This is a genomic window from Paenibacillus sp. LjRoot153, from assembly GCF_964253085.1.
In the GTDB taxonomy this organism is placed as follows: domain Bacteria; phylum Bacillota; class Bacilli; order Paenibacillales; family NBRC-103111; genus Paenibacillus_E.
The window spans coordinates 7,213,770-7,230,719 of the sequence record NZ_CAXUQH020000001.1; the positions used below are offsets into that span (position 1 = coordinate 7,213,770).

General features: G+C 47.5%; 14 protein-coding genes. 1 reads left to right on the forward strand and 13 read right to left on the reverse strand.

Annotation, left to right across the window (positions count from 1 at the left end; all coding sequences use genetic code 11):
• Positions 1-15: 15 nt before the first annotated feature.
• Positions 16-2,175 carry an ATP-binding protein gene (locus tag ACSQ8P_RS31230; protein ID WP_436238742.1) on the reverse strand — a complete coding sequence of 720 codons (2,160 nt, stop codon included), beginning with the start codon at positions 2,173-2,175 and terminating at the stop codon, positions 16-18.
• Between the two features lie 233 nt (positions 2,176-2,408).
• Between ACSQ8P_RS31230 and ACSQ8P_RS31235 the strand changes: the two genes are divergently transcribed.
• On the forward strand, positions 2,409-3,005 hold the full coding sequence (locus tag ACSQ8P_RS31235) for a hypothetical protein (protein WP_436238743.1): 597 nt from the start codon (positions 2,409-2,411) through the stop codon (positions 3,003-3,005).
• A 386-nt stretch (positions 3,006-3,391) separates the two neighbouring features.
• Here ACSQ8P_RS31235 and ACSQ8P_RS31240 read toward each other — a convergent pair whose 3' ends face one another.
• The 12 genes from ACSQ8P_RS31240 to murQ all read right to left on the reverse strand — a co-directional run bounded on the left by ACSQ8P_RS31240 (position 3,392) and on the right by murQ (position 16,772).
• On the reverse strand, positions 3,392-4,222 hold the full coding sequence (locus ACSQ8P_RS31240) for a tetratricopeptide repeat protein (protein ID WP_436238744.1): 831 nt from the start codon (positions 4,220-4,222) through the stop codon (positions 3,392-3,394).
• Between the two features lie 128 nt (positions 4,223-4,350).
• Complete coding sequence (locus ACSQ8P_RS31245; RefSeq protein ID WP_436238745.1) at positions 4,351-5,538, reverse strand: anhydro-N-acetylmuramic acid kinase; 1,188 nt, start codon at positions 5,536-5,538, stop codon at positions 4,351-4,353.
• Between the two features lie 25 nt (positions 5,539-5,563).
• The gene (locus tag ACSQ8P_RS31250; protein ID WP_436238746.1) at positions 5,564-6,634 is read right to left on the reverse strand and encodes a serine hydrolase domain-containing protein; all 1,071 of its coding nucleotides are present in this window, start codon (positions 6,632-6,634) and stop codon (positions 5,564-5,566) included.
• A 182-nt stretch (positions 6,635-6,816) separates the two neighbouring features.
• Positions 6,817-8,436, reverse strand: coding sequence for a beta-N-acetylhexosaminidase (gene nagZ, locus ACSQ8P_RS31255; protein WP_436238747.1), 1,620 nt, complete (start codon positions 8,434-8,436; stop codon positions 6,817-6,819).
• Between the two features lie 26 nt (positions 8,437-8,462).
• Positions 8,463-9,377, reverse strand: a complete 915-nt coding sequence (locus tag ACSQ8P_RS31260) for an N-acetylglucosamine kinase (RefSeq protein ID WP_436238748.1) — start codon at positions 9,375-9,377, stop codon at positions 8,463-8,465.
• 25 nt (positions 9,378-9,402) lie between these two features.
• Entirely contained in the window at positions 9,403-10,542 is a 1,140-nt protein-coding gene (locus ACSQ8P_RS31265; protein WP_436238749.1) for an exo-beta-N-acetylmuramidase NamZ family protein, read from the reverse strand.
• 233 nt (positions 10,543-10,775) lie between these two features.
• On the reverse strand, positions 10,776-11,480 hold the full coding sequence (locus ACSQ8P_RS31270; RefSeq protein WP_436238750.1) for a PIG-L deacetylase family protein: 705 nt from the start codon (positions 11,478-11,480) through the stop codon (positions 10,776-10,778).
• On the reverse strand, positions 11,480-12,448 hold the full coding sequence (locus tag ACSQ8P_RS31275) for a GNAT family N-acetyltransferase (RefSeq protein WP_436238751.1): 969 nt from the start codon (positions 12,446-12,448) through the stop codon (positions 11,480-11,482). The genes ACSQ8P_RS31270 and ACSQ8P_RS31275 overlap by 1 nt, the downstream gene beginning before the upstream one ends.
• A gap of 28 nt (positions 12,449-12,476) precedes the next feature.
• Entirely contained in the window at positions 12,477-13,337 is an 861-nt protein-coding gene (locus tag ACSQ8P_RS31280; RefSeq protein WP_436238752.1) for a carbohydrate ABC transporter permease, read from the reverse strand.
• 16 nt (positions 13,338-13,353) lie between these two features.
• Positions 13,354-14,256, reverse strand: a complete 903-nt coding sequence (locus ACSQ8P_RS31285) for a carbohydrate ABC transporter permease (RefSeq protein ID WP_436238753.1) — start codon at positions 14,254-14,256, stop codon at positions 13,354-13,356.
• A gap of 94 nt (positions 14,257-14,350) precedes the next feature.
• A complete protein-coding gene (locus tag ACSQ8P_RS31290; RefSeq protein WP_436238754.1) occupies positions 14,351-15,787 on the reverse strand; it encodes an ABC transporter substrate-binding protein in 1,437 nt (478 codons plus the stop codon).
• 70 nt (positions 15,788-15,857) lie between these two features.
• Positions 15,858-16,772, reverse strand: a complete 915-nt coding sequence (gene murQ / locus ACSQ8P_RS31295) for an N-acetylmuramic acid 6-phosphate etherase (RefSeq protein WP_436238755.1) — start codon at positions 16,770-16,772, stop codon at positions 15,858-15,860.
• Positions 16,773-16,950 lie beyond the last annotated feature (178 nt).

Below are 16,950 nucleotides of genomic sequence, written 5' to 3' on the forward strand. Positions count from 1 at the left end.
CCGTTTTATATACGTTCAAGACAAGGGGATGACCGCCAAAACCCTGGTCCCTCCGCCAGCAGGCCGGTCAATGTTACAGTGCCCCCCCAATTCAGCCGCCCTTTCCCGCATGGAAACCAGCCCGATCCCGCTTTTCCCCCCAGCAACTGGATTGACTGACAAAGGAGCAAAGTGTGATCCATTATCTCTAATTTCTACCTGAAGCTGACCGGTTTCGGGCACTTCCAGCCTTACCGTACAGGAGGTAGCATTCGTGTGTTTTACGACATTCACTAAAGCCTCCGTGACAATTCGATACACCGCTACTTCAACAGCGGCTGGAAGGGAAGGCAGCGGCCCAGGAGCATGTAGCCCAATGTTCAGCGCTTCAGCGCCCTTCTCCCCTGCAAGCATTACCGCAGGCTTGGACAGAAGGGTAATCCGTTCCTGTATAGCCCCGATTAGCCCAAGCTCATCCAGTGTTGGGGGACGCAGGTCATGAACCAGTGTGCGAATTTCATCCACCGTTGAGCGGATGACTTTGCGCAAGTCAGCCAGCATGTCAATCGCTACTTTAGGCTGCTTCTCGACATAAATCTGAGCAGTCGCTGCATTCAACGCAAGGGCGGCCAGCTTAGGCGCCAAATCATCGTGCAAATTATTACGAATGTACAGGCGCTCCTCTTCCCGCGCTAACACCAGCTTTTCCCTAGACTCCTGCAAATCCTGTGCTAGCAGCTTCATCCCCTGCGTCATATGCCAATTCTCCACAATCGGACCAGCTTGCCTGAGAAGAACATCCAAAAATTTATTGTCTTCCGCCGTAAATACTTCCCCTGCTGATCGGCTGGCAATGTGCAAAGTTCCCAGTTCTATCCCGCGATGAATAATCGGCAGGACATGTTGCTCATACAGCAGGCTGCCAGCCGAAGCCACTAATGTAGTCTGTCCGCCGATACCGGTATAGATTGCCGTATATGGAATTCGCAGCGCATCCTTCACCGTTCTTACTACAGCATGCAGCATGGCATCTGGATCCTGAGGTTGAATCAACTGATTGCCTAGCTCAAGCAGCACCGTGTAAGGATCGTCGTGGCGCCCTTTCATCAGCCGATTTATTTGCCGTTGCAACCATTCTTTCAGAGGAGCGAAAGCTACCGCCACAACCCCGGTTGCCAGTAACGAAGCGACATAATGATCCTGAGTTTGAAATACACGGCTTAAATATAAAACGGTCACTGTATAAATGAGCACGATGGAAACTGACAAAGATATATAAACCAGGGTTCGTTTGACCAGCGGATCAATGTTCCACAGTCTTTGCCGCAGTACGGCGAACATTAATGTAATGGGAATAGCCGTAAGGGAGGCATTCAATACGCCGTTTAAATACACATAAGTCATCGCTGTTCCATCATTAAGACTAGGGTCAAACAACGCACTAATGCCAATGAATCCAACAATGCCAATGGAAGCTCCATAAACAACCCATTTCGTTTGTTGCCGCTCGGCAGCAGTAGCCCTATTTCGATACCGATAGACTTGGGAATAGATCAAAATAAGCGTGGATGAGCCATACCAAAGTAACTGGAATATAGGCGGGATATGAAACTTTTCCCACATCTGCCCTTCATAAACGAGCGTCATCACATCCACGATCATAATGAGTATAAAAACGTAACGCGACCAATTGGGCACGAATTTGCCATTCGGAAATAGCAAGAGAAATAAGGACAAGGAAACCCAACTTAGCATGGAGACACCTAAGAACCAATAATGTGTAAAAACAGTTCCTTCGGAAGCCGCCATGACCAACGATGGAAACGATGATCCGAAAGACACCATCGCGACGACTGCCACCAGCCCCATTGGTTCCCGGAATCCTTTCCAAAGCACGATCGCTGAAGTCATATAAAAAACGAATGTAAACAAAACATCAATGAGTACGAATAACAGTCCAAATTGCTCCAAGCTAAACCCATTTGCCGGCAAAGGCATGGCAGGAACGAGATTACCACAGCCTTGCATGATGCATTTCCCTACAAGTACCTTGTAATAGCGTGGAATTGCGCTTACATATAGCACAACTGTCAGTAGACTGAAGCTGACTACAAAAAGCTGAGCAATCCGCATCGACCATAACACTTGCTGCTTGTTAATAACTCCCGGACTGCCTGCTTTGCTCAGATTTAACATGCTTATCACACCGCCATTCTTTTCATGAATCTTTGCCTATCTGTATTATAGCTTGCTGGATCGCTAGCTGAATATGGATATTGAGCAATTTCCCGACTCGGACCGTCAATTCCCAAATCGTACCCGCAAATATTCCCAAAAACCAGGAACACGATGCTCTATTCTCCGTGATTTCCCATCCAGTAATCTAATCACAAGAGCAACACACTTAAACAAATGGAGGATGAGTAAAAATGACTGAGCAAAAAGTAATCAAATGGCTAGGCATGATTTGTATTTTAGCAGGAATTGCAAGAATGGGGATGACCCCTGCCTCTCTAATTTGGGGAACGGATAGCACACAAGAATTGACGACAGGCTTAATTGCTTGCATTCTAATGTCCGTCGGATCAATCGCTTTTTACCAGGTACAATCCCGTGAAACAGGGGTCACTGGTTTTATCACGATCCTCGCCATCATCATTGGAAATATACTAACAACGGCGATGCTGTGGTCCCAATTTGCTGCTGGCGGCGCAGATGCGGTCCAACCGGAGGGGTTGCTGGTTAACATTTCACGAATGTTCGGTATGATTGGTTTCCTTGGAGGCACTTTGGTGTTCATGATCCTGACTTTCTTGGCAAAAGTTTTCCCTCGTTGGGTACCCGCACTTATGCTGATTATGATTCTCGCCATGTTCCTGCCCATTGCCGACAACAAATATTTTGCTTTCTTCTGGGGCTTGTCGTATGTAGGCATGGGGTACTGCATCTGGGCTAAAAAGTTGATGAACACTGCGTCACCAGCATCACAACTCACTTATAATCGCGATGAATTGATTTCTGGGTAAATGAAACGGGCTGTCGCCCGGACGCACACAGACCGCTCTTCTCCAGCAGGAGAAGAGCGGTCTTCTGGCTTAGAAACTACTTGAACACTGAAATAAGCCTGAGGTGAGCCTCCGGCTTATGATTGATCCCCATTCGGTCATGCTAACGGACCTGACGGCCTTTATTCACTGAAATTCAGCAAATTTCAATTGCTAACGGACACAAGGAGCGTTATTTACTGTTTTGTGCGCTCATTTAGCGCTGATAAATGCAAATAACAGCCGCGTAGTCCGTTAGAATTTGTTTTCCCTATTTTGTAGTCAAATAGCGGCTCCCGTGTCCGTTAGAAGGGCCGCTCCCAGCCAACAAAGCCCGTTCGAGATTCATTACTCGAACGGGCTCTTTTTCACACCTTTTGCTCAACCGCATCATTACCCAACTGACTTGCGAATAACGCTATATCCTCCTTGGTTAAAGGAGTAACGAGGGCAAGTTCCTTCCCCTGCGCCGTTTCAAGCTGCTCCCGTGCTTCTTGTGTTCGACCAAGTTGTTGAAGCGTTCGCGCATAGTAATAATAGGACTCCGCGTGCTTAGGCGTTTTGGCGATCACCTTGGTGTACATCTCATCCGCCTCATTCAGACGACCGAGCATATAATAGTTTTGCGCTAAGTTATCCATAATGGTGATATCGTTGTCATTGTAGGCGTAGGCCTCGAGATTATAGGTAAGTGCTGCTTCCAAGTCTCCCTGCAGTATTTGAAAATAACCATAATTCCCATAAACCAGCGTGTTCTTGACCTCGTTCGCTAGTTCCTGCAGCATGCTCAAAGCCTCGTCCCGCTTGTTCTTCAACCAGTATACCGTGGCCACATTGAGCCTTGCTTGTATGCGGACATCCGTTGCATTCGTTGATTGCAAGACCTCTTGGAACATTTGCTCAGCCTTGGCAAGATCACCTGTCTTCATTAGCAAATAGCCATATCCAATCTGATGTTTCGGCAGAAAAGCTTTCGAGACATACGCTTTTTCCATCCAAATCAACGCTTGCTCACGATCACCCTTCATATAGGCCAGATTGCCCCTCTGAGCGTACATAGCGGAGCGGTTCACATAAACAAAGTAGCCCAGAATAACCAAGATGGCAGCTACCCCAACTAGCCAGTTAACCTTAAATCCCATAACGATTACGATAATTACAACGATAAGCTTAAGAATACTTTTGAGGATAGGCGGCATGCATACTTCTCTCCTTTACAACTCTAGTAAGTTGTAAACATTGTACCAAAAAAGTAGACACTTCTCCTAAACAAAAAAAAGACCGTATGACCACCTGATGTTCAGTTGGCTTCGGTCTTATTTATTGCCTATGGCAAAGCTAATTTCCCCAAGATCGTCTGTCTTTCCGCTCCCGTCGCCGCAGGAACATTGTTTGGCTCTCCTTGGATGAATGCATTGCCGAGCAAGGCAAACAGTATCGCTTCCTTCGCATCGCAGGATATGCCGAGTTCGTCTGACGTGAGTATGGTTTGGTCTGGCAGCAGCTCACCAAGCATGTTAAGCAGCGTGCGATTATGCGCACCGCCTCCACTCACGATCACTTCCGCAATGCTGCAATGCGGAAAAATATAATCCTGATACCCGCGAGCAATCGTATGTGCGGTAAAAGCTGTCGCCGTCGCCACGATGTCCTCGTGCGAAAGTCCGCACTCCAATGCGGATGCCAGCCATTCCGACGCATAGGCTTTCCCGAACATTTCGCGTCCCGTCGTCTTCGGAGGCGGTTCTTGGAAATACGGATGTGCGAGCATGTCCACTAGCAATTCGTTATGCACCTTGCCTTTGGCAGCCCAATCGCCATTGGCATCGTACGAGAGCTTCCCTTCGGATAGTTCATAAACCACCTGATCCATCACCATATTTCCTGGGCCCGTATCAAAAGCAATCATGCCGCCATCAGCAGCAGCGGCTGGTAGAGCCGTACAATTGCCAATTCCGCCTATATTTTGAAGGATTCGGCCTTTGACCGCATCTCTGAACATGAGATCGTCGCCATAAGGCACAAGCGGCGCGCCTTGTCCGCCAACGGCTATATCGGCGGTCCTGAAATCGCCTACGACAGGTTTGCCTGTTCGTTTAGCTATCACGGACAAGTCCCCGATTTGCAGCGTCGATTTGGGCAGAAAACGATCCGCATCATCCGCTACTGGGATGTGCCAGATTGTCTGCCCATGAGTCGAAATAAGATCGATATCGTCCATGCTCATGTTGGCTGCTTTCACTGTTTGGATTACGGCATCTGCGAAACGCTCCGCTATGGCGAAGTTCATGCCGCACACTTGCGCAACATCAGAATGCTCTATCGTGCACAATTGCTTAAGCTTTTCTCGCATCTCCTCATCAAAAGGTAGACTCTCAAAGTGCAGCAGCTTGATGCTCGTTTCTATGCCTCGGCCCGCTATGTGGACAATGGCTACATCAATGCCGTCTAGGGAGGTGCCAGACATAAGCCCTGCTATGGTTAGGGAAGCTTTATTCAGAAGTGTTCGCAACACACGATTCATCTCCTTGGTACTGGGGTTATTTAAATTGAGAAAAAATGAGATTGTGCAGCCTTGGCCGAAGCTGTAAGATGTGTTCTGTTCGCCCATAATGAACCCGGTTGGTAAGAAAAATGATTTGCAGATCCTGCTCAGGATCAAACAACAGGCTCGTGCCTGTAAAACCTGTGTGCCCGAATGATTGCTCGGAGGCATAGTCACCGCTAAACAAGAAGCTTCTCGGATTTCTTAGCAACCAACCCAGCCCTCGAAACTCTTGGTCATAAGGTGTAAAGTTGCGGGATGACAGCTCGATGGCTGCCCTGGAAATAATTCTTCGCCCCTTGAAGACGCCATTCTGCCGGATCATTTCAGCATAATTCGCTAAATCGTGAACCGTCGAGAATAACCCCGCATGACCGCTTACACCATGCATGAGCTCTGCTTTTTCATCGTGAACAATGCCTGACTTGTATGCTTGGCGCTGTTCCGAAAACTCGGTAACCGCATAGCGTGTATCCTCGAAAGTTGGACAAAACCCTGTTTCCGACATCTCCAGCGGTTCAAATATCTCTCGTTTGAGATAGGTGTCGAATTCTTCACCGGTCACAGATTCAATGATTAGATAAAGTAAAATCATGCCAATGTCACTATACACGACCTTTGTTCCTGGGGGATGAAGCGGTCGTTCGTTTAAGATCAGGTCCACCAGCTCATCCCGGGATAGATGCATCAGGCATCTCATGCCTGGGATATCCGCCCTAATCCCTGAAGAATGTGTAAGCAGATGTACGATTCGGATGGGTTCCTCTTGAAAGAATCGAAATTGTGGTAAAAAGCTCCCAATCGGATCAGCCAAAGTAAGTTTCCCTTGATCCATCAAGTGAAGCACTGCTGGCAGCGTTGCAACCACTTTGGTCAGAGAAGCCAAATCAAAAACCGTGTCCACTCTCATCGGAGCAGCTTCCGGATACATAACTCGGCTCCCATAGGCTTGCTTCACTACTTCCTTTCCTCTATGAGAAATATAAAGGACCGCACCAGGGAGATGTCCTGCGGCAATTTCTTGTTCGATGAAGTTGCTTATCTTAGCGATATCCCAATTGGACATAACGGCAATCTCCCTCCACTTTCCTGCCATGAACCCGCGAGTGAAATAATCGAAGCAGCAGAGCACGAGGAGTTCGTCGAGAAAGACCTTGAAAAATCGACTTACTCATCTCCAATAGCCCTTGCTGACATGCGTAAGTCGAAAAAATCGACTTACAGACTCCAAAAGTCCATGCTGGGTCATTATCTGTTCGCCCATCTCCAGCCTGCTGGATAGTCAGCCCCAAGCGACACTGGCAAACGTCCTTGCGGTGTCACCATTCCGAGCAGAGCACGCGCCGTACTATGCAGCGCTAACGGTCGGCTTTCGTAGGCCGCGACGAACGTCGCTACGTCCGGGAACTCCAGCAGGTCGTACGGCACGCGCAGCGCGACAACGACCAGCGGCTTGCCGAGCGCTTGCAGTTCGCGCACCAGCTCGACCTGCGCAGGATGGAATCGGGCGTTGTACGTCCCGATAACGATCTGCTCCGCTGCTGCCGCTTCCGCAAGCACCGCTGCGCGGCGCTCATTCACCTCCGCAAGCGGGAGCACGCGGTCGATCACGTCCAAGCCGTGTTCGGCCAGCTCAGCGCCCAAGCTTGCGACGCCCGCGTACGCTTCGTCGACGCCCGACGAAATGGCCGCGGCCACGGTGATCGCTAGCGTCCGCACACGCGGCAGCGGAAGCAGCTGCTGCTCGTCCTTGACGAGCGTGATGCTTGCTTCGCTGAGGCGCGCGGCAACCGCACAATGCGCCGCGGTCCCGACCTCTTGTGCAGCTGTCGCACGTGGCTGCTCCGCAATGACCCCGCGCCGCGCCTTCAGTGCAAGCAGCCGACGAACCGAAGCATCGATATGCGCTTCGGTAATACGCCCTTCGCGCACAGCCTGCTCGATCGCCGCAATGGCGCCGACCTGCAGATCGCGACGATGGCTGATTAACACAAGATCAGCCCCTGCTTCGACCGCCATAACGGCAGCCGCAACCGTACCATAATGCTCAGATATGGCATTCATCTCCATACAATCGGTCATGATGACGCCGTCATAGCCAAGCTCTTCTCGAAGTAGTCCAGTCAGAACAGTCTTCGAAAGTGTAACCGGCAGTTTCTTAGACTCTAATGCTGGGAAATAAATATGCGAGGACATAATCGCATCGACTCCACCCTCAATCGCCTCTATGAAAGGTACAAGCTCAACAGTGCGAATCCGCTCTTCATCGTGTGTAATCGTCGGCAAATCCAGATGGGAGTCCGTATTCGTGTCCCCATGACCAGGAAAGTGCTTGGCGGTTGCAACAACGTTCGCATCTTGGAAGCCCCGTACAGCCTCTCGGCCATATCGAGCAACTTTCTCTGGTGATTCGCCGAACGACCGCACACCAATAACCGGATTATCTGGGTTGTTGTTCACATCCAGATCCGGTGCAAAGTTCAGATTAATACCGAGCGAGCGCAGCTCCTTACCCGAAATAAGGGACGCTTCATAAGCTCCCTTCGGACCTGCATCCCCGGCAGCCAACGCCATAGACCCCGGCATGAGAGCAACCCCTTCGGTAATGCGGGCTACCATGCCACCCTCTTGATCAATGGAAATCCAGAGCGGCAACGTGCCATTACGCTCCGCAATCGCCTGCAAACTGCCGGATAACTCAGCAATCTGCTTGGTATTCTGTACATTCCGGGCAAAATAAATAACACCGCCGATACGCTGTTCCGCGATTAGCGCTTCCAGCGATTCTGACGGTTCCGTGCCTTCAAACCCGCAAAGAATCATCTGTCCGATTTTCTCCTGCAGCGACATCTCGTGAATCTCTCTCATATCTACTACCATCCTTCGTCACTTAATCACTGCAAACGGTTCAGCGCCATTAAAGCGGCACCGCTAGCGGCATCTCTCTTCGGTGTTATACAGGTCATAGCTGGATAACGTTCTTTGAGCCCATCAATAAAAGCGGTCTGTATGAAGCTATTCTTCAGCAGCGCGCTCCCAGCCATCGCAAGGACGCCTTCCTGCATCGAAAGTTTCTCCGCTACGGGTACAACTAGTTCAAGCAACGAACGGGCACTTTTGTCGGCGATAGCCAGTGCCGCTTCATCCCCAAGCTCGCATGCTTTGGATAAAATAGGTGCAAGCGCAGCGATATCCTTTTTATTGGTCTGTTTATCATAGACAAATCCAATGATTTGCCCAATCGTTGTCATGCCTAATTGCTCAAACACCATTCCTGCAATGACCGTCGCAGGCAACCGTCCATCATGAGCCCGTACGACGGCAGACAACAGATCTCTACCGATACTGTAGCCACTGCCCTCATCATCAATGAGGTAGCCATAACCGCCAGCACGATGGGTGTCACCAGCTTCATTTTTGCCATAACAAATCGAACCTGTCCCTGCTATTAAAATGATTCCTAGTTCCCTGTTATGCGCACCGCACAGCGCAGTATCTTGATCGCCTGTAATGAACAGTGGTCCCTTATATCCACATGCCCGAACACTGGTTTCCAAACGGGTCGCGACCGTGGGATTGCTGATGCCAGCCGCCCCGATGCACACTTGCGCGCAATGATGAAGTCCATCGCATACGCTATCAATTGTCCGAAAAATCTCCGCTAAACTTGCTTGAACACTCGCCACGTCTTGGCCATTATAGTTAATGGCCCCCGATGTAAACGTGTGAACCTCGTTACCGCTCTCATCGACGATGGTTACTGCGGTTTTCGTACCTCCGCCATCAAGTCCCACTGCATACTTCTTCATATATGAACGTCACCCCCTAATGCTTCTAATACAGATGAAATGGCTGCTTTCTTTGAGCAAATTCACGACTCTCCTCACGGAATTGTTCCAACATAGCTGGAATATCAACCTGAGTCTCACGGTAATGGCTGCCGCCGCCAAGTAAATCAATGAATGGCCTTGAGCCTTCTTTAAAAGGTGGTAGAAATGAAAATTGCTCATAATTTTTCTGAATCGTGTACATCAACGTAACGCCTATATCGATGGGGCGAACCGCACGGTTGTCGAGGACATGAATTTGCACACCTGCGCATTGTTCTCCCTGAAATTTAGAAAAAGTCGGTTTAAAATATACAGGGCGGAACACGACACCTGGCAGCTTTTTCGCATTCATTTCATCCGCTAACTGGTGCGCATCAATGAACGGAGCACCTATGATCTCAAACGGGGCTGTCGTTCCTCTGCCTTCCGACAGATTCGTTCCTTCAATAATACAAGTGCCCGGATACAGCACTACTGTCTCAAATCGAGGAATGCCGATAGAAGGCATAATCCATGGACGTCCTGTGTCCGAGAACAGCATGTTTCGCTCCCAACCTTCACAGCGTACGACATGCAGCTTACAGTTCAAATCCCTTTCATCATTCGCCATCATAGCGACCTCTCCTGGCGTCAATCCATATCGAACACTGAGCGGGTAGTTGCCGACAAAGGATTCGAAGCCGCTTTTCAGCACATTGCCTTCTACCGTAATGCCATCCAGCGGATTGATACGGTCCAGAACGACAAATTCTTTGCCCGCTTGCGCACAATCTTCCAAAGCATAAAGCATCGTATATATGAAAGTATAATAACGGGTTCCTACGTCTTGGATATCGTAGACGATGATGTCGACCTCATCCAGCATTTCCTGGGTCAGACGTTTGGAATCTTTCCGATACAAGCTATAGACGGGAACTCCCGTCAACGAATCCACATACGTGTCGACCAAAGCACCTGCTGCTAAATCCCCACGAACCCCATGCTCCGGCGAAAACAAGGCCACCAGGTTGAATTTCTCACGAAAAATTTGTATCGTTGATACAAAATCCTTGTTTAATCCCGTAGGTGCTGTAATTAGCCCTACACGTTTCCCTTTGAACAAGTGAGCATACTTATCTATACAATCGATACCATTTAAGATCATCGCTGCCTCCCCAACTCGCCTTGATTTTGAGAAAACCTCTATCGAGGCCATTCAATGATGAGCGACCGCGTTTAGAGGTAGGTTTTATCGCCAAATAGAAAGATGGTTTTCGGGAACCGAAAACATATTCTTTCTATTTTGGTAAAATGACTGCAACAAGCTTAAGCCTCGTTACAGTCATTTGGTATTTTTTTACGATTTAGTTTTTATCATTTAGTTTTATAATTTAAGTTTTATAATTCCGATTGACGAATTCGCATCGTTTCTTCTGGGACCATGAACGTCTGCGCATATTCTTTTCTCGCTTCAAGACCGCGTACACGCATCAGATGCTTGTAGTATTCCAAGTATTGGAACGATTTACTGCCTGTCACGAACCAATGCGTCGAAACCGCCTTCACCCAGAGATCAAACGCCTCTTTCGGGAAATCGACATAGACGTAAGGAACGTAATCAACAGCATCCTCCCAGTTCTCAGCGTAATACAATTTAGCTGCAAAGTGCGCAGGCTTCTCACGTTCAAACGAGGCTAGCCCTGCGAAAAAGCGCGCATCATTCACAATACGGTGAGTCGTCATATGATCCTTATGCATGCTGTTCTTAAAATGAGTGATAATAACATTCGGACGCACGTCGCGAATCACATCGCATACGCGATAGCGCATTTCTTCGTTATCTTGCAGTTCACCGTCCGGAATGTCAAAGACGATGGATTCACCACCAAGCATCTCAGCAAAGGTCCTAGCCTCATTTACTTTTTGCACACGATATTCCTTCATGTCTTGCCCTGCAGGAACGCCACGCTCTCCAGCAGTTAACGCTAAAGTAACAATTCGATCACCCTTCAGAGAGTGGTGGGCCAGTACGCCGCCTGCCGTTAATTCCGCATCTCCGACGTGACCTCCGATAGCTAGAATAGTCATTTTTGATTCGCTCATTATGCAAACTCCCTTCTCATGACAGCAAAAATTTTCACAGTTTGAAAACCTGCCCGTTCATAGATTCGGATGGCTGGGTTCGACATGCCTGTATAGAGCGACATGTAATCGGTCCCAATTTCCCGAAACGCTTCGCATAGTTTATAAAATAAAATACTGCCCAAACCATGACCCTCGTGATCAGGGAGCACACCGATACCGGCAAAATAACCCCGTCCGTTCGCTTGACGAATAACTGGGCCTGCGAAGCCAATGGTCCTGCCCTGATACGCTGCAATGACAACTGGCACGCCATTTGCCGTAGATGCACCGATCTCCTTTTGCCATAACGGATTCCCAAAGCCATAGAGCATGTCATCCACACCTGCGTGCTTGCCCGGGTCGAACCTCTCGATGGTGTACCCTTGGGCGCTGGCCTTTGCTTCTTTCACGCTGATTTCATCGGGCATCGTAAATTCTGACAAATGGAGGTACATAGCACATTGCTTCGCACGCTCAATATAACCACTCTTCAGCAAAAAAGCATAAAGCTTGCTTTCCACAGGTACACCTGGGGCATTGTTATGCTCATGCTTAGGTGTTTCTGGGATATACCATGGCAATAGCATTGGATTGAAAAAGAGGATGTCTGCTTGCTTTTTATCCAACTGTTTAAAGCGCTTTTCTAAAGCAGTTAATAGCATTAAATAATTAGCATCTGTTTCAAAACCGCTCGCTAACACGATGCACGTAATGTACCCGGCCACGTCACCAAGCGGAAGATCATCTCCCGTACATCCACAGGCAAAACCGATGACCTCCTCATTGGCAAGTAGAAGAAACGTGCTTTCCTTATCCCAATAAGGATTTCCCGCAAAGATCCCATCAAAACTTTGTTCTGTAAGCTCCTTATAGCCATCCTTCACCGCGGCATCATTCCATAAAGCGATGACGGCGTACCGATAGGAATCATCCCACGTTACCAGCATGCTGCAGCTGCCTCCTTTTGACCCGAAATTAGCCCTTCACCGCACCTACGGTTACGCCTTCCAAGAAGTATCTTTGTAGGCTAAAGAACAGAACAAACATAGGTAATGCAGAGATTGTTGCCCCTGCCATCATTGGCGCAATTAGGGTTGTATTCGCAAAGCGGAAGCTCTTCAATCCGACCTGAATGGTTTGCATCTCCATGGTGTTGGTCACAAGAAGCGGCCAGAAGAACGTATTCCAGCTCTCCATAAACGTCAGAATCGCCATAACGGCCAGAACTGTTTTGGACAAAGGTAGAATGATTTTCCCATATATTTGGAACTGATTGCAGCCTTCGATTTTGGCGCACTCTAGTATTTCGTTCGGTATGCTGCCCATAAATTGCTTGGCGAGAAAAATATTGAATACGGTAACGAAGCCTGGCAAAATCAATGCGCTGTACGTATTTTGCAGTTCAAACACGTTAACCATCAAAATGTATAGAGGGACAAGCGTTACTTGATGAGGAATCATCATGGAACCTAGCAGCAAAGCAAAGAGAAATCCTCTGCCTTTAAATTGAATTTTAGAGAATGCGTAGCCCGCCATGCTGGCAAAAATAACATTCGAAATCATAACTGTGACAGCTACAATAAGCGAGTTCAGCAGCCAACGAACGGAATGCTCGTTAAAGTCAAAGAAGTATTTATAGGACGCAAGCGTAAACTTTTTGGGAAAAATAGAGTACTCGATCTCTCCGACCGCAACCGGATCACTGAGCGATGAAATGAACATGAAGTAAATTGGAAATATCGTCGCCAAAGCAAAAAGTAGAAGGGCGATAAAAATGATCCCATTTCTAATCTTTTTTACTTTGGGATTGCCTGCGTGATTGCTATACAATGCCATTATTATCCTCCCTCTCTTAATACTCGACGTCTCTACCCGCGAATTTAAACTGAATGAATGCAATTACGCCAATAACGAGAGCCAGTAGCAGTGATTGTGCTGCCGCTTTACCGAAATCGAATAGCGTGAACGCATTATCAAAAATAAGTAATCCAACCATCGTGGTCGCATGGTTTGGTCCTCCACCAGTCATCAGGAATGCATTCTGAAACACCTGGAACGAACCGATGACGCCAGTAACCAATAAAAAAAGTGTTGCTGGCCGCAGACAAGGAATGACAATGTGCCACAGCTTTAGGAAGAAACCCGCTCCATCGAGCTCAGCCGCTTCGTAATACGTTTCGTCAATACCAAGCAAACCAGCTAAGTAAATAATAATGCTTGTGCCATGACTCGATAGCCAGGACATGAGCACCAGTGAGAACATCGCCGTTGCGCTTTGGCCAAGCCAATTCTGATTCTCAATACCAAAAAGAGCGATAACATGGTTCATGATACCACCTTCCATCGGATCGAAAATCCAGAGCCATACGACTGCCAAAGCAACACCTGAAGCCACCATAGGCAAGTAATAAATGCCTTTGAAGAAAGATTGCGTTTTCTTCCTAAGCGGCAAAATCAAAATGGCAAGAACGAAAGATAGAATCAAGTTAACGGGCACCGTCAACACCGTGTAGACAACCGTATTCCACATCGCTTTCCAAAACAAAGCATCCTTCAATGAATTCGCGTAATTATCGAATCCAATAAAAGTGGAACCGAGCGGCTTGTATTTCTGCATACTAATGATAAAGGCACTTACGACCGGGTACGCATGAAATAACACAAACACGATTAGAGAGACGGCAATAAACGCATAACCCCACATTGCATCCCCTTGAAACTTCTTTCTTTTTATCGGTTTTGCGATATTGTCCATAATTCTCAACCCCGTTTCAGAACTTTCTCTTAAAAGTAGTTCGGATAGCCGCGCAGCATCCGCTGCACGCCTATCCGATGGTTAATTATACATCTTAGTCTTTAGCAATTCCGTTCTCGCCGAACTCCTTGATCGCTGCAGCTTTCACAGCTTCATACATAGCTTCAGGCGTAACTTCACCAGCTAGAAGACCTTGGAATTTAGGAACGATAACTTCAGTTTCCAACTTAATTGCTTTAGCAGCCAAATCTGTTGGAATATCCGTACGGTTTGGTGTTGCATTTTTCAGCATGTTATCTACTGCAGCAACATTGTCAGGATTTCTATCAATCTTCATGCTCTCAGCAGCTTTTTTAGCGCTTTTCGTAATATGCGCAGCGAACAGATCGTTATTCGTCGCAGCTGCAACATTTCCGCTAGCCAAGAAGTAAGCCGCTTTCACAACATTTGCTTTGTGCTCAGCAGTCGGCTCTTTTTTACCCCGGAACGTCATGTATCCGTCAACGACTGTGTTAGCAGAAGCTTTTGCACCTTGGAACGTCGGAGCAGGCAATACGATATAATCAACAGGCACGCTGTCTTTTACAGCACTTGCGTCATTTGCTTTAAGCTTAGCATTGTTCGCCTTTGCGGAATTCTCAAATACAGCAAGACCTTTACCCGTAATCATCGTTTGAGCTGTTAAGAACATGTTCCAACGCTTACCTGCATCTACGGAACTAAGCTCTTTCGGCATGGAGCCGTCATCGATCAGTTGACGAAGATCTTTCAGCAAGCCCAGGTACTTTTTGCTTGTGTACGAATATTTCATATCTTGTGTGAATGCATAAGGCATACCAGCGTTTTTAGACATAATGCCCAAGTAGTCAACCGCAGCTACGCCTTTTACTGCGAAAGTAAAGCCATAACGCGTTTTACCGTTTTCAGTAACTACGCCTTTTTTGATCGCTTGACGGAATTCATCGTAAGTCCAGCCATTCGTCTGTACTTTTTTCCAGTCGATGCCTGCTTTCTCTAAGAACTCTTTGTTACCGCCAAGTGCATGAACTTCCATGTAAGCTGGGAAACCGTATAGACCTTTACCACTTTTCATGTAATCCAATGCCGTTTTATCGTAATCGCCCACCATCTCTGGTGTAGCTGCATCTGTAACATCCATCAGCAAGCCTTGTTCCAAATATTTTGGAATCGTTCCAGAACCACCGAAAGCGATGTCCGGAGGGCTGCCTGCATTCACTTGCGTATCTAACTTCTGCTTCATATCTTCCCAGCTAGCTGGTTCGATTTTCAACGTTAGATTTGGATATAAAGCCGTAAAGTCTTTCGACAATTGTTCAAACGTTTTTTGATAGTTTGGTGAAACCGGTGGAAGTAATGCTGTAATGGTGTCTTTCGCAGTGCTGGCAGTAGCCGCTGGAGCTGTTGTGCCTCCTGGTGTAGTCGTTTCTTTTGTACCGGAAGTACCACCACAAGCTGTTAGAGCCATTGTTAAAGCTACGACAGAAGCTAAAATGGGCATTTTTCTTTTCATGAAAAACAAACCTCCTAGGATAGGGAGCCTTGATTATAGTTCAAGTCTCTCCTTATTTGTTTAAAGATGATCAAACAACTTTTACAAAGGTACGTATGGCTCTCTTCAAACTACCCTCACACTGTTCCAGTGCTTCTTCTGCTTCGTTCACTTCCATGCCGGATTTAATCATCATAATGGCAAGTTTACAGTTCATGGACGCTTTCTCGAGATGGGCAATCGCTGTGGATTCATCCACCCCAGTCGCAATCCGAATGATGCGAACAGAGCGATCGTACAATTTGATATTACTAGCCTTCATGTCAACCATGAGATTATTATACGTCTTTCCAAGCTTAACCATTGTTCCAGTTGTCAGCATGTTAAGAACCAGCTTCTGTGCTGTACCCGCCTTCAGACGAGTAGATCCCATAATCACTTCCGGCCCAACCACTGGCGCGATGCATACATCCGTAACAGCTACCAATTTGGAATTCTTGTTATTCACGACACCAATCGTTGCAGCACCAATTTCTTTCGCTTTCTTTAAGCAAGCTATTACGAATTGTGCACTTCCGCTGGCCGTAATCCCAATTACCGCATCCTTATCTGTCACTCCGCATCGTTCAATGAGGGCGACCCCCTCCTCAGCGTTGTCTTCAAAACCTTCCACTGCTGTTCGTAGTGCCCCATCACCACCGGCGATATGGCCTTGCACCAACATTGGATCAATGCCAAAGGTTGGAGGACATTCAGAGGCATCAAGCACACCGAGTCTGCCAGAAGAACCAGCTCCTACGTAGAGCATCCTGCCACCGTTTCTGAGAACTTGATGCAAAATATCAACCGCTTTCATGATCTGCGGTATTTCGGCTCCGACTGCTGCTGGAACCAATGCATCTTGTTCATTCATCATCCGAAGCATTTGCTCTGTTGAACATTCGTCAATAGTCTGTGTCTTCTCATTAATCTCTTCCGTAGTTAAACCCGATAGATACTCATCCATAGCTGCTGTCCTCCTGCCTGCTGTACTCTTTACTGGTCTAATACTAACGAAAAATTTCACGATGGTCAATACTTTTTGAAATTTTATTTTATGGTAAAATAAAATATTGATTTTTTATTTCTTAAATTTCGACAAAAAAACGACGCCTAAAAGGACATCGTTAGTGTGTTCGACTCGC

What these genes read in the sequence shown, in the direction of transcription:
- ACSQ8P_RS31230 (WP_436238742.1), bottom strand. Translation starts at nt 2,175, where the DNA reads ATGTTAAATCTGAGCAAAGCAGGCAGTCCGGGAGTTATTAACAAGCAG.
- ACSQ8P_RS31235 (WP_436238743.1), top strand. Translation starts at nt 2,409, where the DNA reads ATGACTGAGCAAAAAGTAATCAAATGGCTAGGCATGATTTGTATTTTA.
- ACSQ8P_RS31240 (WP_436238744.1), bottom strand. Translation starts at nt 4,222, where the DNA reads ATGCCGCCTATCCTCAAAAGTATTCTTAAGCTTATCGTTGTAATTATC.
- ACSQ8P_RS31250 (WP_436238746.1), bottom strand. Translation starts at nt 6,634, where the DNA reads ATGTCCAATTGGGATATCGCTAAGATAAGCAACTTCATCGAACAAGAA.
- nagZ (WP_436238747.1), bottom strand. Translation starts at nt 8,436, where the DNA reads ATGAGAGAGATTCACGAGATGTCGCTGCAGGAGAAAATCGGACAGATG.
- ACSQ8P_RS31260 (WP_436238748.1), bottom strand. Translation starts at nt 9,377, where the DNA reads ATGAAGAAGTATGCAGTGGGACTTGATGGCGGAGGTACGAAAACCGCA.
- ACSQ8P_RS31265 (WP_436238749.1), bottom strand. Translation starts at nt 10,542, where the DNA reads ATGATCTTAAATGGTATCGATTGTATAGATAAGTATGCTCACTTGTTC.
- ACSQ8P_RS31270 (WP_436238750.1), bottom strand. Translation starts at nt 11,480, where the DNA reads ATGAGCGAATCAAAAATGACTATTCTAGCTATCGGAGGTCACGTCGGA.
- ACSQ8P_RS31275 (WP_436238751.1), bottom strand. Translation starts at nt 12,448, where the DNA reads ATGCTGGTAACGTGGGATGATTCCTATCGGTACGCCGTCATCGCTTTA.
- ACSQ8P_RS31280 (WP_436238752.1), bottom strand. Translation starts at nt 13,337, where the DNA reads ATGGCATTGTATAGCAATCACGCAGGCAATCCCAAAGTAAAAAAGATT.
- ACSQ8P_RS31285 (WP_436238753.1), bottom strand. Translation starts at nt 14,256, where the DNA reads ATGGACAATATCGCAAAACCGATAAAAAGAAAGAAGTTTCAAGGGGAT.
- ACSQ8P_RS31290 (WP_436238754.1), bottom strand. Translation starts at nt 15,787, where the DNA reads ATGAAAAGAAAAATGCCCATTTTAGCTTCTGTCGTAGCTTTAACAATG.
- murQ (WP_436238755.1), bottom strand. Translation starts at nt 16,772, where the DNA reads ATGGATGAGTATCTATCGGGTTTAACTACGGAAGAGATTAATGAGAAG.